19 protein-coding genes are annotated in these 22,054 nt (G+C 45.2%); 4 read left to right on the top strand and 15 right to left on the bottom strand.

All coding sequences use genetic code 11. The annotated features are described in order from the left end of the window. The first annotated feature begins 13 nt into the window (after positions 1-13). Together mltF and CSH93_RS17905 are read left to right on the top strand one after the other, a co-directional pair. Positions 14-1,426 carry a membrane-bound lytic murein transglycosylase MltF gene (gene mltF / locus CSH93_RS05580; RefSeq protein WP_100642184.1) on the top strand — a complete coding sequence of 471 codons (1,413 nt, stop codon included), beginning with the start codon at positions 14-16 and terminating at the stop codon, positions 1,424-1,426. A gap of 152 nt (positions 1,427-1,578) precedes the next feature. Further along, positions 1,579-1,731, top strand: a complete 153-nt coding sequence (locus tag CSH93_RS17905; protein ID WP_164078302.1) for a hypothetical protein — start codon at positions 1,579-1,581, stop codon at positions 1,729-1,731. Positions 1,732-1,735: 4 nt separating this feature from the next. Here the strand turns inward: CSH93_RS17905 and tadA are convergent, their stop codons facing one another. After that, the gene (gene tadA, locus CSH93_RS05585) at positions 1,736-2,230 is read right to left on the bottom strand and encodes a tRNA adenosine(34) deaminase TadA (protein WP_100642185.1); all 495 of its coding nucleotides are present in this window, start codon (positions 2,228-2,230) and stop codon (positions 1,736-1,738) included. A 209-nt stretch (positions 2,231-2,439) separates the two neighbouring features. Here tadA and CSH93_RS05590 point away from each other — a divergent pair, with 209 nt between their 5' ends. Next, positions 2,440-2,688, top strand: a complete 249-nt coding sequence (locus tag CSH93_RS05590; RefSeq protein ID WP_100642186.1) for a hypothetical protein — start codon at positions 2,440-2,442, stop codon at positions 2,686-2,688. A gap of 10 nt (positions 2,689-2,698) precedes the next feature. Here CSH93_RS05590 and CSH93_RS05595 read toward each other — a convergent pair whose 3' ends face one another. Next, positions 2,699-4,675, bottom strand: coding sequence for a monovalent cation:proton antiporter family protein (locus CSH93_RS05595; RefSeq protein ID WP_100642187.1), 1,977 nt, complete (start codon positions 4,673-4,675; stop codon positions 2,699-2,701). 159 nt (positions 4,676-4,834) lie between these two features. On the opposite strand from CSH93_RS05595, the gene CSH93_RS05600 reads away from it, so the two are divergent. Then, positions 4,835-5,770: a GGDEF domain-containing protein gene (locus CSH93_RS05600; RefSeq protein WP_100642188.1), complete on the top strand. Its 936-nt coding sequence runs from the start codon at positions 4,835-4,837 to the stop codon at positions 5,768-5,770. A 1-nt stretch (position 5,771) separates the two neighbouring features. Here CSH93_RS05600 and tilS read toward each other — a convergent pair whose 3' ends face one another. From tilS to uppS, 13 genes are all read right to left on the bottom strand, one after another. Further along, on the bottom strand, positions 5,772-7,178 hold the full coding sequence (gene tilS, locus CSH93_RS05605; RefSeq protein WP_100642189.1) for a tRNA lysidine(34) synthetase TilS: 1,407 nt from the start codon (positions 7,176-7,178) through the stop codon (positions 5,772-5,774). Further along, positions 7,165-8,121, bottom strand: coding sequence for an acetyl-CoA carboxylase carboxyl transferase subunit alpha (gene accA / locus CSH93_RS05610; RefSeq protein ID WP_100642190.1), 957 nt, complete (start codon positions 8,119-8,121; stop codon positions 7,165-7,167). Before accA ends, tilS begins: the two co-directional genes overlap by 14 nt. Before the next feature lie 41 nt (positions 8,122-8,162). Then, positions 8,163-11,582 carry a DNA polymerase III subunit alpha gene (gene dnaE / locus CSH93_RS05615; protein WP_240615507.1) on the bottom strand — a complete coding sequence of 1,140 codons (3,420 nt, stop codon included), beginning with the start codon at positions 11,580-11,582 and terminating at the stop codon, positions 8,163-8,165. Between the two features lie 78 nt (positions 11,583-11,660). Continuing rightward, the gene (gene rnhB / locus CSH93_RS05620) at positions 11,661-12,242 is read right to left on the bottom strand and encodes a ribonuclease HII (RefSeq protein ID WP_100642192.1); all 582 of its coding nucleotides are present in this window, start codon (positions 12,240-12,242) and stop codon (positions 11,661-11,663) included. Between the two features lie 7 nt (positions 12,243-12,249). Beyond that, positions 12,250-13,434, bottom strand: coding sequence for a lipid-A-disaccharide synthase (gene lpxB / locus CSH93_RS05625; protein WP_100642193.1), 1,185 nt, complete (start codon positions 13,432-13,434; stop codon positions 12,250-12,252). 3 nt (positions 13,435-13,437) lie between these two features. Beyond that, positions 13,438-14,211, bottom strand: a complete 774-nt coding sequence (gene lpxA / locus CSH93_RS05630; RefSeq protein WP_100642194.1) for an acyl-ACP--UDP-N-acetylglucosamine O-acyltransferase — start codon at positions 14,209-14,211, stop codon at positions 13,438-13,440. Then, complete coding sequence (fabZ, locus tag CSH93_RS05635) at positions 14,212-14,658, bottom strand: 3-hydroxyacyl-ACP dehydratase FabZ (protein ID WP_100642195.1); 447 nt, start codon at positions 14,656-14,658, stop codon at positions 14,212-14,214. It lies immediately after the preceding gene. Between the two features lie 148 nt (positions 14,659-14,806). Further along, complete coding sequence (locus tag CSH93_RS05640; RefSeq protein ID WP_100642196.1) at positions 14,807-15,322, bottom strand: OmpH/Skp family outer membrane protein; 516 nt, start codon at positions 15,320-15,322, stop codon at positions 14,807-14,809. A gap of 57 nt (positions 15,323-15,379) precedes the next feature. Further along, positions 15,380-17,860, bottom strand: a complete 2,481-nt coding sequence (gene bamA, locus CSH93_RS05645; RefSeq protein ID WP_100642197.1) for an outer membrane protein assembly factor BamA — start codon at positions 17,858-17,860, stop codon at positions 15,380-15,382. 44 nt (positions 17,861-17,904) lie between these two features. Then, positions 17,905-19,257, bottom strand: a complete 1,353-nt coding sequence (rseP, locus tag CSH93_RS05650; protein WP_100642198.1) for a sigma E protease regulator RseP — start codon at positions 19,255-19,257, stop codon at positions 17,905-17,907. Further along, the gene (gene ispC / locus CSH93_RS05655; protein ID WP_100642199.1) at positions 19,250-20,437 is read right to left on the bottom strand and encodes a 1-deoxy-D-xylulose-5-phosphate reductoisomerase; all 1,188 of its coding nucleotides are present in this window, start codon (positions 20,435-20,437) and stop codon (positions 19,250-19,252) included. The genes rseP and ispC overlap by 8 nt, the downstream gene beginning before the upstream one ends. Further along, positions 20,437-21,300, bottom strand: a complete 864-nt coding sequence (locus CSH93_RS05660; protein ID WP_100642200.1) for a phosphatidate cytidylyltransferase — start codon at positions 21,298-21,300, stop codon at positions 20,437-20,439. The genes ispC and CSH93_RS05660 overlap by 1 nt, the downstream gene beginning before the upstream one ends. Further along, the gene (uppS, locus tag CSH93_RS05665; protein WP_240615508.1) at positions 21,294-21,980 is read right to left on the bottom strand and encodes a polyprenyl diphosphate synthase; all 687 of its coding nucleotides are present in this window, start codon (positions 21,978-21,980) and stop codon (positions 21,294-21,296) included. Before uppS ends, CSH93_RS05660 begins: the two co-directional genes overlap by 7 nt. Between the last annotated feature and the right edge of the window lie 74 nt (positions 21,981-22,054).

A 22,054-nucleotide genomic window follows, 5' to 3' on the forward strand; every position in this document is an offset into this window, starting at 1 on the left:
AGAAAAAAACTCGATGCAAAAGTGGCAGCACAACATTTTTTTTAAACTCATAGCAGGATATGCCCTTCTGTTACTGAGTGCATGTGCTGAACCTCCCCAAATATCCTCGCTGCAACGCGTCTTAGACGCGGGTGTTTTGAAAGTGGGGACCAATTACGGCCGCACAACGTATTACAACGGGGTATCAGGCAAAGAAGGCTTTGAATATGAACTGGCCAAGGGTTTCGCTGATTACCTTGGCGTAGAACTCGAGATTTACCCGTATTATTCAATTGACGACCTTTTTCCTCAGCTCGCGAATAATCATATCGATATTGTGGCTGCTGGCATCACGATGACGGCTAGCCGTCAAGAGCTGTTTAATTTTGGTCCTGCTTATCAAGACGTCAGTCAAAAATTGGTGTTTTTACAGGGTAATCTGCGCCCTCGCAGTGTCGAGCAGTTGGATGGCGAGCTATTAGTTGTACAAGGCAGCAGTCATGCAGAAACACTATTAAGGTCAGCACTGCCAGAAACGTTGTCGTGGCGTCAAACAGACGAGCGAGATGCTGAAGAACTGCTCGAACTGGTGGCTCAAGGTGAGCTCGACTATACCGTCGCAGACTCAAATATCCTTGCATTGGTTAGGCGCCGATACCCTCAAATCAGTATCGGTTTCACCTTAATGCAAGAACAAGGTGTTGGCTGGGCAGTCAACCCGAAAGGTGATGATGCACTCAGAGCTGCGATGATTGAATATTTCGGCATGATACGTGAAAACGGCACGTTTACGGTACTTGAAGACAAATACTTTGGCCATGTGCAGAATTTTGACTATGTCGATACGCGTGAATTTATACGAGCTGCTGAAGAAACATTACCGAACCTAAAGCCATGGTTTCAGCAATATGCAGGTGATCTAGACTGGCGTTTGTTAGCAGCCATGAGCTATCAAGAAAGCCATTGGAAAGCGGATGCAAAGTCTCCCACTGGTGTGCGAGGGTTAATGATGCTAACGCTCGCCACTGCAGAAGATATGGGGGTTGATTCACGTTTAGATCCTGAGCAAAGTATTCGCGGTGGTGCGCAATATTTCTCTAGTTTGTTGCGCAGAGTTCCCGCGCGCATCCAACAACCGGATAAAACGTGGTTTGCTTTGGCAGCGTACAATGTTGGCTTAGGTCATTTAGAAGATGCAAGGATCCTGACCCAAAGAGCGGGCGGCAACCCGGATATGTGGGTTGATGTTAAACAACATTTACCGTTACTCAGGCAAAAGAAATATTACAAAACCACTCGATACGGTTATGCGCGAGGCGACGAGGCAGTCAACTACGTTGATAACATTCGCCGCTACTACGACACGCTGGTTTGGCTAGAGCAACATCAAGACGACAAGATAGAAGAACCTCCTCAAAGTGATCTAGCCCAGAGCAGCAGTGATTAGTTCACCTCATTCAACTTGATTGAAAACTAAATGTCATCTTTGCGGTCTATAGTAGATATAGGCTGATGCTATAGGCTTGAAGAGCACTTCATTGCCCCAATATATGTCTGTGCGTTATCAGGAATAATAATAAAAGTTAGGAGTCAGATGACATGAGAAGAAACAAACCATTAAAACGCAGAAACCTGCGCAGTAACACGACCAAGCGCTTGATAATGTTCAAACGTATGCGTCAAAAAATTCTGCAACGTAGACGTGAATTTGTCAGAGCTGAGTTGGTCGAGCAATGGTCAATTGCTTGCTAGTAAATTAGAGCTTGTTGTTTTGCTTTTGCTGTTTGATTTGCGCCCTGCGTAATTTAAAAAATTCTGAAATTTGTGTACTGCACTCGTCGGCCAACACCCCGCCAATAACGTTTATTTGATGGTTTAACAGCGGGTTTCGGGTTAAATTCATAATGCTGCCTGCACATCCCGTTTTTTGATCGAATGCGCCGAAAACTAAATTCGCAATGCGCGCATGCACCATTAAGCCAGCACACATTGGACATGGTTCAAGTGTTACGTACAGAGTCGTATCTGGAATTCGATAATTCTCCAAATGCGCGGCGGCTTGCTGAATAGCCATCAATTCAGCGTGTGCAGAGGGGTTATTTAATGTAATCGGCTGATTCCATCCCTCGCCAATGACTTCATTTTCTTTAACGACAAGAGCGCCAACAGGCACTTCTCCTTGCGCTTGTGCGCGAGCAGCAAGGGCAATTGCTTGGCGCATCCAATAGTGGTGGTCTTTTTCTTCAATCATTGGTCAATATTGCTAAAACCAAATAGCCAAAATAGCCACCCTAGACAACAAGTTATTATAACTGATTGTTTAATATGGATTTTTATTTTGGTAGGCGTTTTGCAAAGTAGTTCATGTAACGATGTGCATAGCAAGATACCATGAACAAGTGGGATGCAAAACACTCGATACAGACTACACTTTGTTTAATCAATAAAGAGGGACTTCTCATGAATGCTACTGCGATTGCCATTGTTGCGATTATCTGTTGGACCTTGGTCAAACTAACCGATTCAAGAAAGAGCAAAAAGAAAGATAAGGCTGAAACCGATGTGACTTCAGAAAATGCGCAATTACGCGGGCGATTAGATGCAATGCAAGAGCGCATTGAGGTTCTTGAACGAATAGTCACCGACGAAAAGTACGATCTTAATCGTCAATTTGACAATTTACGGAAAGATTCAGACCGCGCGGCTTGAAAAGTGCGTATCAATCACCTTCAAGAATAAATCTTTCTGCTCGCTCAACACGGCGGGGCTTACCCGCCACAATGAGTACATCACCGGCTTCTACTTGCATTTCAGCCTCTGGATGCTCTATTTCTCGCTGATCACGACGCAAACCTCTTAATGTCACGCGTAAACGCGCAAGATCCAACTCCGCTAAACTTTTACCTTTAGCATACGCATCGGGCGCGACGATGACAGGGTGTAAGAATTCAAGTTTGTCTTGCGTTGCTGGATTAATTTCGGTGGTTTCCCCCGGGTAGAATCCATGCATATGATCATAACGTCCTTTTCGCTCTGCCCTGACACGTTTGAGAATACGTGACATAGGCACCCCAGAGTAGTGTAATAATTGCGAAATAAGCATCAAGCTACCTTCTTGCAATTCTGGGATAACTTGGGTGGCACCGGCATCATAAAGTGCGTTCAATTGTTTATCTTTACGCGTTCTAACAATGGTTGTCAGCTCTGGTTTCAATTGTTTGGTAACGGATATCAGCTTCTTCGCTCTATCTGGCTGGTCAAAAGTAATCAATACTAGCCTTGCGGTTTCAATCCCCGCATTAAGCAGAATGTCCTTATTTGTCGCATCACCGAATAAAATGCGCTCACCTGCCGCGCGACTTTCTTGCACCCTTATTGGATCAAAATCGATGGCTATATATTCGATGCCTTCTAACTTAAGCATACGCGCACTACTTTGCCCCACTCGCCCAAAACCAATAATGACAACATGATTGGTCAAAGTACCGGAAACGCTGTTGTGATTTGGATCTTGTGTCATCGAAGAAACCAGGTTGCGTTGACTAAAACGCATAGCCAACGTAAGACTGTGTTCAATCAATAAAGGAGTAACAGCCATGCTCAGAATACCCACGCTCACCAAGAATGACGAAACCTCAATGGAAATAACATTATGGCTGACGGCTAATGCCGCCAACACAAAGCTAAATTCACCCATCTGACATAACTTTAACGCCGCAGCCCAACTGTCTCGTGACGCCACCTTGAAGATCCATGATGCCAATTGCATCAGCAATACCTTCAGCACGATCATTCCGACAGTAGCCAATAGTACCCAGTGTAACTGCGACCATAAAAAGCTCAGATTCAACTGCATGCCAACGGTGACAAAAAACAAGCCCATTAACATGTCTCGGAATGGCCGAATATCAGCCTCTAGCTGATAACGGTACTGGCTCTCACTGAGCATCATGCCAGCTAGAAACGCGCCCAATGCCATCGATAAGCCGAACCAATAAGTTAAACCCGCAGCAATCAGCGCCACAACTATAGTCGTTAAGACGAATAGCTCATCGGTTCTTACCCTTGCGACTTCTCTAAATAACTTCGGTAAGGCCCATTTTCCAACAGCCAACAATGTGGCGACAACTAAAATGCCTTTAAGAAGAGCCAGTGTAATAGCCAGTGCAAATCCACCTTCTGATGAGGCAGACATTAACGGGATAGCTATCAGGAACGGCACCACAGCAAGGTCTTGAAACAACAAAACACTGATTGCTAACTGGGTACGCTGATTATGTAATATGCCCATCTCAGCGACTTGTTTGATCACAATCGCCGTGGAAGACAACGCGACCATTCCCCCAACAACTATTGCGGCATTGAGATCGAGTCCTACGCCTAAAGCCACGAGACAAAATGCTACCGTCGTTAATAACACCTGCCCAACACCGACACCAAATACCATATGACGCATAGCCAGTAGTTTTGGCAACGAAAATTCTAGTCCCAGAGAGAACAACAAGAACACAATGCCTATTTCAGCCAGTAAGTGCATTTGTTCGGGGTGCGTAAATAATGCCAAGCCATTTGGACCCGCTATAACGCCAGCAATAAGGTAGGACAAAATCGGGGGCAACCCGACGCGTTTTAGGAACCAAATAAGTGCTACGGCAATAACCATCAACACAATCACGTGCACGAATTCACTGGTCACTCATCCAACTCCTTAGTGGCTAAAACACGTTTGGCGTAGTTCTTGCTGAAACACCTATATCGAGGTGTTAAGCCGAGTAGTCGTCAATATTCCGACATTACTTAGCGTATTGCATTGATCGCAGTAACACAAACCTAAACTTACATTGGGAGCTAATCATTGGACTTTACTATTTCCACCAGTGAAAACGCTTACGCAGCGTCAGAAACGACGGGATATCGTTCAATACAAGGCCAAAATCAGGACTTTTCGCAACCGATCACTCATGCCATTGAGTACACAGCTTTTTTGAATTTAATGCTGGCCACCATCGATCTCGATGAGTTATGTGAGAACTATTTTCAATATTTAGCCGGCAAATTGCCGCTTAGACGGCTAAGTTTTTCCATCGACAATGAGGGTTATGCGTGGGGAGACTCGCGAGAAGACGCTATCTCGATAGCATTGCCCTGTGCCTCTCGTAGGGGTTTAGTGGCAAATTTAGCTAAATACATTGAGTATCAGTTCAGTCGATTATTAACCTTACAGGAGCAGCAAACGCTGCACGACCTGCATACTCACTTTTGTATTCCTTTAGGGCACGCCATTGCATATCGACGCCTTTTGAACCAAGCGACGACTGACATACTCACCGGATTAGGTAATAGAGCTGGTTTCGAGCAACATTCACAACGTGCTTTCGGTCAATTAAATCGCCATGATGTAGGCTTTGGTTTGCTTGTCATTGATTTGGACAATTTTAAACAAGTCAACGATAGCCATGGTCACTTACAAGGTGACAAAGTATTGCAAGACGTAGCTGCCCAATTAAAACATTCACTGCGCGACGATGATATTGCCTTTAGATTTGGAGGTGACGAGTTTTGTTGTTTGGTGAATGCGGTCAATAAGCGCCAATTGAAAGACGTAGCAAAACGCATCTTGCTTGCTATCGCCGATTCATCATTGCTAAAACAACATCGTATTACCGCAAGTATTGGCGGTGCAATGGCGCATCCTCAAGAAAATATAGACAGTTTGTTTTCGCGGGCTGATAGAGCGGTTTACCAAGTGAAAGCACAGAACAAAAATGGAATTATCGTTTCAGACCGATAACTCAACGTTTACAATTGTTCGTCTCTACACGTTGTGCAGATACCAGCACAGCGTGTAATTGTCCGTCTTTGAATAGACCTAGCACTGAATCTCGATACCAGGGCGCCACTTTCCATTCTTTAAACCAAACCTGTAATTTTCGCGCTTTGCGATTTTCTGCAGGCGCATATAACTCGTCTGAAAGAGCACTTTTGAGCTGCCAATGAGCAGCAGGATCAGAGCTGAATGTGTGGGTAAACTCATTCCCCATTGCATCTGACGCCCTAATGTTCAACCGTTCTGATTGAACAGAAAAGCACATATCAACGGCATTGCCCCAAGTATCCTGCCACCGTAACTTCACTTCATCCTTGATTACACTGTCACACTGCATTGGGGAAAAACAGCTTTTCAATGCGTAAAGGCTATCTTGATGACACCGAACTTCTTGCTGTTGCCATGACACAAGTCCCTTCGCATCCGATGCGCTAGAAAGCAAGGCCAATATTTGCTGTAACACTGACTCACTGGGTAAGGTTATGTCAGCTCTTTCAAGCCAAAGTCTTAACACAGCACGTTGGATTTCATCAGGTAACGCTAATAGCCCGTTTTTCGATACCGTGCCATCAGCATGGGTTACCGACGCTAATTTATCCGTCAGTAAAAACTGCAATGCTTGCTCCTGCTCCGCGCACAGCTCTGTCGTTCTCAACATCGCTTTTTGCATGCCCGCCCAGCGTTCTGGCCAATGTTGTGCTAACAGTGGAAAAACCCGTTGGCGTATAAAGTTGCGATCGAATCGCGTATCAAAATTGGAATCATCTTGAACCCAGCTCAAACCATGCTGAGTCGCGTAGTGTTCTAACGTCGCGCGACTCTCCTGCAAAAAAGGCCGCGCTACGGTGAGTGTAGTATTGCCAACAGTACGTGAACTTAAGGTTCTCATAGCGGCTAAACCTTTGGGGCCGCTGCCACGAAATAATCGCAGGAACAAGGTTTCGAGTTGATCATCACGATGCTGACCTAGCATCAATAAATCACCTGAAATTACAGTTTGCGAGAAGGCTTCATAACGTGCATCACGGGCCATGGCCTCAAGACTTTGCCGCGGTGCTTTAATCACATCCACAACATGACTAACGCATTCAATATTGAAGTGCTGCGCTAACGATTCAACACTTTTCTGCCACGCTATCGCGTCGGGGTGCAACTGGTGATTTACATGAATAATGCCGAGGGTGACATCTTGTTTCGACTGTGCCCACTGAGCACAGGTATGCAGCAAGGAAACGCTGTCTAAACCACCGGAACAGCCAACCCATACTTTGCAGGCTGTTTGCGTTTTAGATTGGGAAGCGCGAAAGGTTTGAAAAGCGCCTTCAATATGTGATTGAAGGCGTTCAGTTAACGCTTGATTAGCAGTAGCCAAATGACATTAATCGCTCATAGCGTTGTTCTAGCAGCTCTTCAGTAGATAGCCCTTTCAGCTGCGCAAGTTGTTGCTTGATCGTCGCTTTTAGGTTTGCCGCCGCGCTATCGAAATCACGATGCGCACCGCCTAATGGTTCATCTACGATGGTATTGATCAACCCTAATTCGTGGATTTGTTGGGCACTTACCCCCATTGCCTCAGCAGCAATCGGCGCCTTCTCCGCGCTTTTCCACAAAATTGATGCACACCCTTCAGGAGAAATAACCGAATAGGTGCTGTACTGCATCATATTGACTCTGTCGCCAACGCCTATAGCCAAGGCACCACCAGAGCCACCTTCGCCTATAACCGTACAAATAACCGGCACTTTAAGCTCTGCCATTTCTTTAAGGTTTCGTGCAATCGCTTCACTTTGCCCACGCTCTTCCGCGCCGACTCCAGGGTAAGCTCCTGGCGTATCAATAAAGGTGATAATTGGCAGACCAAAGCGTTCTGCCAGTTTCATCAAACGAAGAGCCTTGCGGTAACCTTCAGGTTTTGGCATACCGAAATTACGCTTAATCTTCTCTTTCGTATCACGCCCTTTTTGATGACCAATAATCATTACCGGCTGTTCATCAAACTCAGCTAAACCACCCACAATCGCTTTGTCATCAGCGTAAGCGCGGTCACCCGCAAGCTCTTGGAAATCGCTGAACAAGCGAGCAACATAATCATGAGTGTAAGGACGGTTTGGGTGGCGAGCTAACTGAGAGATCTGCCATGCGCCTAGGTTGGCAAAGATCTTTTTTGTTTGCTCAACATTCTTTTCTTGTAAGCGCGTGATTTCTTCTTCGATGCTAACATCGAATTCGCCATCCTGATTGACCAGCTGCAACTCTTTTATTTTCGCTTCTAATTCAGCGATCGGTTGCTCAAAATCCAAAAAGTGTGAGTTCATTCATTATCCCGTTTTATCGTCGCGTCTGCTTGCTGGCCGTTTTACCTAAACTCAAGTGCGATAGACTCTTCGCCTACACATTGCTTGAGATCATGCAGTAACTGGTCATCCGGTGTCACATACCAGTCTGCACCACAGGCAATTTTAACCTCTACGTCAGGATGGTTCACCACAAAGTGAACCGGGCAACTGCCGCCACGATAGTTATCTAATATCTTATGTATTTTAGACACTGCATCAACATTACACCACTTGGTGTCTACTTGCAGTGATATCGCACCCAAATTCGTTTCTCGGGCTGCAACGATATCCATTACGTCTCTGGCGGTAATTGTATTGCCACCGGAGAAATCATCAAAGCTGACCTGTCCTTTTACCAGCAATATTTTGTCATTTTCCAGCATAGTTTCGTATTGTTCATACATATCTGGAAAAAATCGAACATCCATGCGGGCACTTTTATCATCCAGCGTCACAATAGCCCAGCGCTTGCCCTTCTTATTGGTCATGACACGCACACCAATCACCAAGCCTACAGCTGAGGCTGTCGCTTCTCTGCCGGTCGGTTTTAAATCAACTAATCGACCATCCGTATAGTGAGAGAGCTCCTCAATATATTGATTGATGGGGTGACCGGTCAGGTACAATCCTAGGGTTTCTTTTTCACCCTCTAACCAAATCTTTTCAGACCAACGCGGCACATCAGCAAAGGCTTGTTTCACGTCATCAGGTTCGGTGGTGAGCAATCCAAACATATCCGACTGCCCATATGACTCTGCTTTTGCATGCTGATCAGCCGCGGCTAATGCTTCTGGCAAAGAGGCCATTAACGCGGCACGGTGCGGACCTAAATTGTCCATAGCGCCCGATAAAACCAGCTTTTCTAACACGCGTCGATTGACTCGCTTAATATCAACTTTTGCACAGAAATCGAATAAATCTGAAAATGAACCATGTTGTTCACGTGCTGCGATAATGGCTTCAATAGGGCCTTCGCCCACCCCTTTAATCGCCCCAATACCGTAAACAATGCGTCCCTCTGGGTCGACCGTGAATTTGTAACGTCCACTGTTCAAGTCTGGTGGCAGAAGTGTAATCCCCATGCGACTGCACTCGTCGACCAAGGTCACGATTTTATCGGTGTTATCCATATCAGCCGACATTACGGCCGCCATAAATTGAGCCGGGTAATGCGCTTTCAACCACAGCGTTTGATAAGACACTAACGCATAGGCTGCAGAGTGAGATTTGTTAAAACCATACCCGGCGAACTTTTCCACCAAGTCAAAGATCTTCATCGCCAAATCAGGGTCGATATTGTTGTTCTTCGCCCCTTCTGCAAATACTTCGCGTTGCTTCGCCATTTCTTCTGGCTTTTTCTTACCCATAGCACGGCGAAGCAAGTCGGCACCACCCAGACTATACCCTGCCATTTCCTGGGCAATCTGCATGACCTGCTCCTGATACAAGATAATCCCGTAGGTAGGCTCAAGAATAGGTTGCAGGCATTCATGCTGATAATTTTCGTCTGGATAAGAGATAGCTTCCCGTCCGTGTTTACGGTCGATAAAGTTATCAACCATGCCTGACTGAAGAGGGCCCGGTCTGAATAGAGCCACCAAAGCGATAATATCTTCAAAACAGTCTGGGCGAAGACGCTTGATCAGGTCTTTCATACCGCGCGATTCCAGCTGGAATACTGCGGTGGTTTCGGCACGCTGCAACATGTCAAAACTGGTTTTATCTTCTAACGGAATAGCACTGATATCGATGTGCTTACCATCTACCTCACCAATCATTTCAATGGCCCATTGAATAATGGTGAGCGTTCGCAAGCCTAAGAAGTCAAACTTAACCAGACCGGCTGTTTCAACGTCGTTTTTATCAAACTGAGTAACGGGGTTGTTACCTTCATCATCACAATACAGAGGTGCAAAGTCCGTGATCTTGGTTGGCGCGATAACCACGCCTCCGGCATGCTTTCCGGCATTTCGAGTCACACCTTCGAGCACCCTTGCCATCGCCATTAAGTCAGCCACTTCCTCATCACTTTGTTCCAACTCCCCCAGTCTCGGCTCAACATCGAATGCCTTTGCCAGTGTCATGCCCGGATCTGACGGGATCAATTTGCTGATACGATCGACAAAACCATAGGGGTGTCCGAGCACACGACCAACATCACGAACAACGGCCTTCGCGGCCATGGTTCCAAATGTAATGATTTGTGATACGGCATCGCGACCATACATTTGCGCAACGTGATCAATAACTTCATCACGGCGGTCCATACAAAAGTCGACGTCAAAGTCTGGCATTGAAACCCGCTCAGGGTTTAGGAAGCGTTCGAATAGAAGATCGAACTCTAATGGATCAAGATCGGTAATAGCCAACGCATATGCAACCAATGAACCGGCACCTGAACCACGTCCTGGACCGACCGGAATATCATGGTCTTTACTCCATTGAATAAACTCCATCACGATCAAGAAGTAACCGGGAAATCCCATTTGATTGATTACATCAAGTTCTATTTGTAGACGTTCATCATATTCTGGTCGTTTTTCTAAGCGTTCCTGCTCATTCGGAAACAAAAACTCTAAGCGCTGCTCCAACCCCTCGCGCGATACCTTAACCAGATAGTCGGCATCAGACATGCCCCCCGTCGGGAATTTAGGCAAGAAATATTCACCTAATTTGACGGTAACATTACACCGTTTGGCAATTTCAACGGTGTTTTCGATAGCCTCAGGAATATCGTCAAACAGCGCAATCATCTCATCTTGAGAACGTAGATATTGTTCAGCACTGTATCGCTTCGGACGGCGGCTATCGTCTAATGTATAGCCATCATGGATGGCTACCCGAATTTCATGGGCATCAAACCCTTCTCGATCGATAAAGCAAACCTCGTTGGTCGCAACAACCGGTAATCCTGATTGCGACGCGAAGGCAACCGCACTGTGCACATAATCTTCTTCTTGCGGACGACCGGTGCGAGTCAATTCCAAGTAGAAACGATCAGCAAAATGCTGCTGATAAAACGAACTCACCTGTTGAGCTAGGCCTTGATTACCTTTGCTCAAGGCTATACCCAGATCGCCCTGCAGCCCACCAGATAGAACGATAATGCCTTGATTATGTTCAGCCAACCATTGCAGGTCGACAACCGCTCGGTTGTGCAGGTAACCCCGTTTGTACGCTTCTGAAATAAGCAATGTAACATTCTTATAGCCTTGCTCATTCATGGCGAGCAAGGTTAAGCGCGTAAGCTGATCCGGAACATACGGGCTGTTCACCCATATATCCACACCGATAATCGGTTTAATTCCTAATGCGTGAGACTCAGAATAAAACTTAACCAAACCGCACATATTCATTTGGTCAGTGATGGCTATTGCAGGCATACCATACTCACTGGCACGTCCAAGTATGGGCTTAACTTTATTTAGCCCATCCATCATAGAGAAGTCGCTGTGTACACGTAAGTGAATAAACGACTGATTGGTTGCGGATTGAAGCTCGTCTTCCTGCGACATCAACTATACGCCTGTATTCATTTTGCTAAGGATGGATTGTACCGGTTTAAAACTTTTCCGGTAGCATGGCAGTACACCATATTGTTCAATTGCAGCGAAATGCGCTTTAGTCGGGTAGCCTTTGTGTTTATCAAAGCCAAATTCCGGATGCTGTTGATGCAAATCTTGCATTTCTTGATCGCGCGTGACTTTCGCTAAAATAGAAGCGGCACCAATTTCTGCATGCAAGGCGTCGCCTTTAACGACCGCTTCAGAAGGATAGTCCCATTTCGGTAAACGATTCCCATCCACTCTTACCCAAGTAGGTTGCACTTTCAATTCCTGCACCGCTCGGTGCATTGCCAACAAGGACGCGTGCAGAATGTTTAACTCGTCAATTTCTGCTGGGGTGGCTCTGCCTATTGCCCAGCATAATGCGCGCTCGCGGATTTGCTCGGCTAACAAAAGTCTCTTTTTCTCACTTAATTTTTTAGAATCGGTCAGACCTTCTATGGGCTTATTGGGGTCAAGTATAACGGCTGCTGTAACAACATCCCCCACTAAAGGCCCACGCCCTACCTCATCGACACCTGCGATTAACTTCATTAATTACCTAGTTTTGTTGCTTTTGTTGTTTATTAATCAACGTTAGTACGGCTGTCGCAGCCTGCATATCTGCATCGCATTTTAACTCTTTATGAATAGTGGTAAATGCGTTTTTGAGTGTTTCACCTTGCTCACCGAACAACGGCAGCAAATGCTTCGCGATATTCTCAGGATTAACCTCATCTTGTAACAGTTCGGTTACCAATGGCTTATCTGCCAACAGGTTCGGCAATGAGAAATATTGAGGCTTATACAAGTACCCCATAATAAAGCGCGTTAACTTGGCCATTTTATACGCCACAACCATAGGGCGCTTACACAACATAGCCTCCAGCGTAGCCGTACCTGAGGCAATCAAAACAGCATCCGATGCAATTAAGCACTCTCGCGATTGCCCATCAACAATATGATACTTGAACGCCAACGCATTATTGTCATTCTTGAATTGACTCAATAGGTTTTCTATTTGAATAGCGCGAGCCTGATTAGCGGCAGGTATCACGACTTGCAAAGGCTTACTCAAATTGAGTTGTTTAGCCACACGCTGAGTTGCCGCTAAAAAATCCGCCAACAGTGCATTGACTTCGCCTTGTCGTGATCCCGGCAATAATGCCAGTACAGTATCATCCTTATCGAGCGCTAGTGTAGTTCGCGCCTCGGCTTGAAAAGGTTCAATAGGTATGGTGTCAGCGAGCGTATGTCCAACAAACGTATAGGGCACGCCATAGTGGTTATAAATCGCCGCTTCAAATGGAAATAGACCTAGCACTAGGTCTGTAGCCTTGGCTATTTTATGTATACGCTTTTCACGCCATGCCCATACCGTCGGGCTGACATAATGGACGGTTTTAATCCCCATTGCTTTAAGTTGCGTTTCTATTCGCAAGTTAAAATCTGGCGCATCAACACCAATGAATACATCGGGGCGGTCATCTGAAAAATGGGTAATAACCTGCTTCTTAACGTTGAGTAGACGCGGCAGGCGAGAGAGTACTTCCACTAGGCCCATCACGGATAACTCTTCCATGTCGACCAGTGATGTCATCCCCTCAGCCAACATATGCCGCCCGCCGATACCAGAGAAACGAATGTTAGGATATTGACGTTTTAACGCTTGCATCAGCCCTGCGGCCAATACATCTCCAGAGGGTTCCCCGGCGATAATACCGACATGCAATGGTGTGGCTGCCATTATTTAACGAATGATGCCGCGTTCAGATTGCTCAATAAAGTCAGCAAGAATTTTAACTTCCGGCGTTTGTTGAGCCATTTCTTTTAGGATTGCAACAGCCTGATCTGCAGTATTACCGTCACGATAAACAGTTTTATAAGCACGTTTAATTTGCATTATAACGTCCTTTTCGAACCCTCTTCGGCGAAGCCCTTCTGAGTTAATGCCCTGTGGCACGTGTTTAGTTCCGCTGATCATGACGTACGGCGGAATATCACGCAAAATAATAGCACCACCGCCGGCAAAACTATGTGAACCGACTTTACAGAATTGATGAATAGCCGCTAGACCACCCAAAATAACATTGCTGCCAATGTGCACATGGCCAGCAATGGTTACATTGTTGGCAAAAATATTGTCATCACCAATTACACAGTCGTGCGCAACATGCACATTTACCATCAACAGGTTATTGCTACCAATCTGAGTTAGGCTTTCATCTTGAATAGTGCCGCGGTGCACGGTTACCGATTCACGAAATATATTGTTGTCGCCAATATGCAAACGTGTTGGTTCGCCCGCGTATTTTTTATCCTGACATGCCTCTCCAATGCTGGAAAATTGGTAAAAATGATTCCCCTTACCAATCGTACTAGGCCCTTTAATAACAACATGAGATTCGACGATACAATCATCCCCTAGCTCTACATCGTTGCCGATGTAACTGAAGGGACCAATCGTCACGTTGTTACCTAACTTAGCGCCTGGTTCAACTATTGCAGTGGCATGTATTGTCATTTAAATCGCTCGCATTGCACACATAAACTCGGCAGAACAGGCTTCCTCACCATCCACACTGCCTACACCGTGAAATTTCCATATTCCGCGTTTTTCTTTAATGAGATTAACTTCAAAGTCTAGTCTATCGCCCGGCGTTACCGGACGCTTAAAGCGCGCTTTATCAATACCCGCATACAAGTATAGCTCGTCGCTTTTACCTTTCGTCTTGAAGCCTAACACACCGGCCGCTTGAGCCATAGCTTCAAGGATCAGTACACCTGGGAAAATTGGGTGTCCCGGGAAATGGCCCATGAAACAAGGTTCATTCACGGTTATATTTTTATACGCTTTGATCATTTCTCCAGAACGAAATTCTGTAACACGATCAATCAATAAAAATGGGTATCTGTGTGGCAATAAATCAAGAATTTCTTGGATATCAATTGCATTTAATGAGTTGGCCAAAGTGCCTCCGTTGCAGTTTGCCTCTGAGCCTGAATTACCGTCAGAGTTGGTTGATAATTTTGGCTGCCAACAATACGCGCAAAAGCGCCAAAAACAAATCAGACCAAACGCTTAAGCGTTTGGTCTGAAGCTTTAACACTCAAACAAATTAGTTAAGTTTGTTAACAATTTCCAAAACTTTGGCAGAAACATCAAACTCAGGCTTAACGAAAGATACTGCACCGGCATCAACGATCATGTCGTAGTTGCCATCAGCAGCTACCTTGTCGATTGATTGACGAATTAATGCAACAAGCTTATTACGCTCTTCCGCTTGACGACGTTGAATGTTTTGCTGCAATGGTTGCGCTTTTTGAGCATATGCTTGACGAGCTTCAAGAATCTTTTCTTGCATCTCTGTCTTTTCTTGTTCGCTCATAGTCGCGGCATTGCGCTGTAGGCTTTCAGCATAAAACTGAATATCACGCTCAAGTTGCTGGATCTCTTCGATCTGGTCTTTGAACTCAGCTTGGATCTGCTCAGCAATCGCAGCAGCTTCTGGCATTGCTTGAAAAACAGATTGCGCGTCAACTACGGCAATTTTCATTTCAGCCATAGCGGGTGCACTCATTAGGGCACCACTCAATAGCGCACTAGCGACGATGTGTTTAGCGAATGTTTTCAATTGGAACTCCTTTACTCACAAATTGTTTTCTACTGATCATCTCAGCATGAATAGTTATTAAAATGTTTGTCCGATATTGAATGTGAAGAATCTTGCATCATCACCCTCGCGCTCTCTAATGGCTCTAGAGAAACTAAATACCATAGGCCCCATCGGTGAAAGCCATTGTACAGAAATACCTGCTGAAGCGCGATACAGCTTCCAATCGCTGTAATCCAATAATTCATCAAAATCGTTACGACCAGCACCAGCGTTTGAAAGCCTTGCATACTCGTCATAGTCGAATTCCGTATCCCAAACGTTACCAATATCGAAGAACACGCTGGTACGTACAGAATTGTCAAAATCCTCTTCTACAAATGGTGTCGGAACAATTAATTCCAAGCCCCCAAGTGCCATTGCGTTACCACCTAGGCTTCGCGCAGACAATAAATATGAATCATTTTCAGGGCTACCAGGAATAATGTTGCCATCAGGCCCTACTATTTCGCCTTGAGAGAATCGCTGAATACCACGTGGACCTACCGTGTTATTTTCAAATCCACGTAGCGTGTCAGCACCACCTGCCGTGAAGTTCTCAGTGAATGGCAAGATTTGTTCTACGCCATTAATATCACCATAGCCATTACCATAACCTAAACGCAATCGAGCCAAGAATGACCAGCGTTGATCCTGCGAAAGAGGGAAATAGAACTTAGTGTCAAAAATAGTCTTAAAGTAGTTAACGTCTGAGTTAGGCGTGGTAATACTGAATGAAGCACTTTGTGATGAACCCGCCGTTGGGAAAACCCCGCGGTTTAGAGTGGTACGTCGCCACGCAATAGACGCTTGATAACTTTCGTACTTGATCGACGCATCTGGGTCATCCACATCCAAAAATTGACTATAGAATCGGTCCGTTTGCTCATATTGAGAACGATTAAATAGCTCTACATTAGAATAGGTTAAACCAAAATTAATTCGATTAAACTCATCAATGGGGTAACCAATATTGGCGCCCACTTTGTACTGCTTACTGTTGAAGCGGATAACGTTAAAGTCTTCACCATCAAATTCGCTGTAACTCACCACACCGCCTAAACTAATACCGTCAATGGTAAAAAACGGGTCTTGATAAGTTAATTGAGCCGATTGTTGGTAAGAAACAGTATTTAAACTGATACCGACTTGTTTACCTGTACCCAAGAAATTATCTTGTTGAATACCGGCTTGTAGGCTTAGTTTGGTTCTATCACCATAACCAATACCCGCATTGAACGAGCCTGACGGCTGCTCTGTCACGTTGAAATTAACATCAACTTTGTCGTCTTCACCCGGAATACGGACGGTATCGAACTCGACTTCTTCCATGTAGGTCAAGCGCGACAAAGAATTTTTAGATGATTCCAATAAAGCATTCGACAACCAAGTGCCTTCCATTTGGCTAACATTTTGACGCAACACTGAGTCTGCGGTAATCACGTTACCTTCAAAATTCAGTCGTCTAACGTAAATTCGCTTACCGGGATCCACTGACAAGGTTAATTTAACGGTTTTATCTTCATCATTGATGTCAGGTACTGTGGTTACCGTTGGATAGGCATAACCAAAGCGACCAAGATATTTGCTGATAAACTCTTCGGTATAAGTCACTTCAGCTTGGTTATACATTTTGCCTGATGTTAACGGCAACACCTGCATGATGTATTCTTCATGACCAATTACATCACCCACCAATTCAACATCTGAGATGGTGTACTGTTCACCTTCAGTCACGTTCATCGTGATGTAGATGCCAGACTTTTCAGGTGTCATCGATACTTGAGTAGAATCTAAATTGAAGCGCAAATAACCACGATTCTTGTAGTAGTTTTCGATGGTTTCTATATCACCTGATAACGTTTGTTGTTGATAACGAGTCTCAGACAAGAAGTCCCACCAAGGCGCATTGAACTGCAGTTCCATTTGCTCGAATAATTCAGCATCTGAAAAAATGTCGTTGCCAACGATATTGATTTGCTTAATTTCTGCCGCGTCACCTTCTTCAAACAACAGCTTCAATTCAACTCGGTTGCGCGGTAGCGGTGTAATAATGGCATTAACATCTGCGCTGTATTTACCAATGCTATAGAAAAAGTCTTTAAGGCCGTTCTCAATAGAGGTTAAAACCGTTTTATCTAACGGTTCACCAATCCGGATATTGTTACCATCCAAACTATCTTGTAATTGTTCATCTTTGATGTCGTCATTTCCTTCAAAGATGATGTCACTGATCGTCGGTCTTTCTGATACACGCACAACCAACGTATTGCCTTCACGCAGGATCTCGATGTTTTCAAAGTGCGTAGATGTATACAGTGAACGGATTAACTGCGAAACCCTAAAGTCATTGAGTTGATCACCGACTTGAACCGGTAAATAGGTTAAGGCTGCACCCAAAGCGACTCGCTGAAGTCCTTCAACTCGAATATCTTCTACAACGAATTCACTTTCACTGGCCGAGGCGAGGTGAGCGACAGACATAAATAAACCTGCCGCAACAAACTGTCTAAACTTCATTTATTACTATTCTTCCTGCGCACGTTTGCTAACGTTCTTTATAATTATGCTAATCGGGCAATATCATTAAATATTGCAACTCCCATCAGAGTTAACAGCAATAAGCCCCCAACTTTAAACCCCATTTCCTGAACGCTCTCAGGAACAGGTTTTCCGGTGATCCATTCGACGAATAAATACAACAAATGGCCTCCGTCTAATAGCGGAATGGGCAAAAGGTTTATTATGCCCAAACTTACGCTAATAATCGCCAAAAACCTTAAAAATTCGACGATTCCATATTCTGCACTTATTCCAGCGCCTTGAGCGATGGAAATCGGACCGCTTAAGTTCTTAACTGAAACATCGCCAGTAAACAACTTTGCTAACATTTCGAGACTGATAGTGGTGTATCGCCACATACCATCTACTGCACCACCAATCGCCTCAAAAACACCGTATTGGTGAATAAAGACAATACCTTCTGGCCAAGGTTCAACTCGAGGTGCCATCCCAAAGTACCCGCGAAGGCCCTGCTCTGATTCTACCGAATCGAGTGTGACAACCAAAATTTCTTCTCTACCGCCGCGCTCTACTCTGACAGACAAAGACTGACCTGGGTTCTGCGTGATGATGTCAACCGCTTGTTGCCAACTGCTGATATCTTCTGTTCCTAATGACTTTAACCGATCGCCGACTTGCAAACCTGCGTAAAAAGCAGGGCTATCCTCGCCAACGCTTGCAACCTCAAGGGTCACATCTGGACGATAAGGTATCAAGCCTAAACTTCGCCATGCTGATTGTGTTTCAGGGTCAAAATACCAATCATCAATAGGTAAAGTTAACTGTTGAGTGACGCCATTTTCTCGTTTCACTGTCAGCGGTAATCTGGATTCTCCGATGTAACGCATCAGCTCAAGGTTTACAGCCGACCAATCAACCGTCTCTCTGTCACCAATTCTTAATATTTCATCATTAGCTTTTAAGCCCCCTTGATAGGCGTAACTATCCGTGGGGATCTCCCCCAGCAAGGGCTTCACCGTTTGCACCCCGATCAGGTACATACAAAACAGTGCAAATACGGCAAAAATAAAGTTAACCCCGGGGCCAGCTGCAATTATCGCCATGCGTTGACCAACAGATTTAGTATTGAATGTTTTGCTCGCGAATTCAGGCTCGACTTTATCTACCCGCTCGTCCAGCATGCGCACATAGCCACCCAACGGAATAGCAGCAACCACATATTCAGTTCCGGCTTTATCTACTGTCCTCCATAACGGCTTACCAAAGCCGATGGAAAATCGAATAACATGCACACCGCAGCGCCTTGCAACCCAGAAATGCCCCCATTCATGGACAGCAACGAGTATACCTAAGGCAACAATGAATGAGCCTAAATTCCATAAGAAATCAATCATGACATATTGCCTGAATTATCTGTTCCGCCTCACGTCTAGCTGACTTATCAATTTCCAGAATCTGTTGGATAGACGAAATCGTTTTTGGTTCCAATTGTTTCAGCGTCAACTGATTCACACGTGCAATATCGGTAAATTTTATTTGTTCATCCAAAAATGCGGCCACCGCCATTTCATTGGCGGCATTTAACTGGGTCGTCGCATACTGGCCTTGCTTACACGCTTGTATTGCCAACTGTAAATTGGGGTATCGCTCAAAACAGGGCTTGGCAAACGTAAAGTCTCGCAATTGAGAAAAGTCGAGATACTCAACACCTGCATCGATCCTTTCTGGAAAGGCTAATCCGTATGCGATAGGCGTTCGCATGTCGGGTTGCCCCAGTTGCGCTATAACTGAACCATCAATGTATTGGACCATTGAATGAATGGTGCTTTGCGGATGCAACACCACTTCAATATCATCTGGTTGCACACCGAACAGCCAATGCGCTTCGATAAACTCAAGGCCCTTGTTCATCATCGTGGCGGAATCGACTGATATTTTACGCCCCATATCCCAATTCGGGTGTGCACAGGCTTGATCGGGCGTAATGTGTTCAAATTCTTCCAATGGAGTGTGCAAAAAAGGCCCACCAGACCCCGTTAATAGGAGCTTAGCGATGCCATGTTGTTCAATGGCTCCGTATTGATATTCTTCCGGTAAAGCCTGAAAGATTGCATTGTGCTCACTATCAATCGGAATGATCTCGGCACCATATTGTTTAGCGGCTTGAATAAACAGCTCGCCACTCATGACCAAAGCTTCTTTATTAGCCAGCAACACCCGCTTACCCGCTTTAACCGCAGCCATCGTGGGTAATAAGCCTGCAGCACCAACAATAGCGGCCATAACGCTGTCAACTGCTTGCTCGCTGGCAACAAACGCTAATGCTTCATCACCGTATAAAATATCGGTAGAGATTTGGTGTTGCTCAGCTAGCTGTTTAGCCTTTTCGAAAGCGTCAGGATCGCTTAACACCGCATAACGTGGGGCAAAGCGTTGTATTTGTTCTATGAGTTTTTCAGCTTGAGAATGAGCGGTTATTGCAAAAACACGGTATTTGTCTGGATGGCGACTAATGACATCCAATGTATTGCAGCCAATGGAGCCTGTTGCCCCTAATACAGTAATGGTCTGCACTACGCCATCCACGTTACATAGCAGAAGGCGAATACCGGAAATGCAGCGGTCAGGCTATCGATTCTATCCATTACGCCGCCGTGGCCAGGCAAAATTTTCCCGCTGTCTTTCATGCCAGCACAGCGCTTAAACATGCTTTCGTTTAAATCACCTAACGCTGATACCCCTACGGTAATTGCACCAATCACGATGTGCAACCATATGCGAGACGGATCAACTTGATAGTGTAATGCCGCAAATGCAATGATGGCGAAAGAGGCCGCAACTCCGCCTAATAATCCTTCCAAGGTTTTACCAGGCGATACGTTTGGTCGTAGCTTATGCTTGCCAAATTTCACTCCCACGAAGAAGGCTCCAATATCCGCCGCCCAAACAATACCTAGGACGTAAAACATTAAAGAAGCGCCATAAAAAGGATCAACTTCGTACAAGCTTGTGCGCAAAGAGACAATGGCAACCCAAGTTGGGATCAAGGTACACAGCCCAAAAATAGCTCTGATGACAATGCTGTGCTTCCAAAACGCACTGAATTTGGGGTATGCCAATATCATGGCGAGTGAAAACAACCACCAGATACAGGCTACACCCAATATATAGGTATACACCGGATTGAGTTGGCCTTGATACCAAATCATGTTTTGGTCGACCACTTGAGCGAAGAAAATGCATATGGTCAGTGCGACAAGTGTATACACGGCTTTGGACATACGGCTGTCTAATCCGGACATCTTCGCCCATTCGTATGCGCCAATCGCAATGACGCCGGCAATGGCAATTTGAAACTCAAAAACAGGTAGGAATAAAATCGCAATTAGCGCTAGAGGCGCTAATACGAGAGCCGTTAGAATGCGTTGCTTTAACATGACACTTGCTCACCAGTCAGACCGAAACGACGTTGTCTATCACGAAAATCACTAACAGCTTCTGCAAATGTATCTTCGTTAAAATCTGGCCAGAGGGTTGATGTAAAGTAAAACTCAGCGTAAGCACATTGCCACAACAAAAAATTGCTGATGCGGTGCTCACCACCCGTTCGGATCAATAAATCCAACTCAGGTAAATCAGCCATAGCAATATGCTGGTCAAATAGTGATTCAGTAATATCTTCAGGTTTAAGCGCGCCACGCTCAACTTGCGATGCAAGCTGTTGTGCAGCATTCACTATATCCCAACGGCCGCCATAATTAGCCGCGATGTTGAGTGTTAATGCTGTATTGTCTTGGGTTAACGCTTCTGCTTTTTTGATTTTACTGACTAATTTGTCATCGAAGCGACTGAGATCGCCGATAACACGGAGTCGTACTTGATTCTTATTGAGCTTCTTAACTTCACTATTTAAAACTAAATTAAACAGATCCATTAACACACTGACTTCTTCTTCAGGTCGTTTCCAGTTTTCACTGCTAAAGGCAAATAAGGTCAATGATTCGATATCATGCGTGCGCGCATATTTTACCGCAGCTCTGACAGCATCAACGCCGGCTTTATGACCAAACGTTCTGATTTTCCCTTTCTTTTTTGCCCAGCGTCCATTGCCGTCCATAATGATAGCAACGTGCCGAGGGAAATCTCCACTTTGGCCATTGCTATCATCGCAGGTAACCTGCGATGTAATGC

Source organism: Neoalteromonas facilis (assembly GCF_002807665.1).
Classification (GTDB): Bacteria; Pseudomonadota; Gammaproteobacteria; order Enterobacterales; family Alteromonadaceae; genus Alteromonas_E; species Alteromonas_E facilis.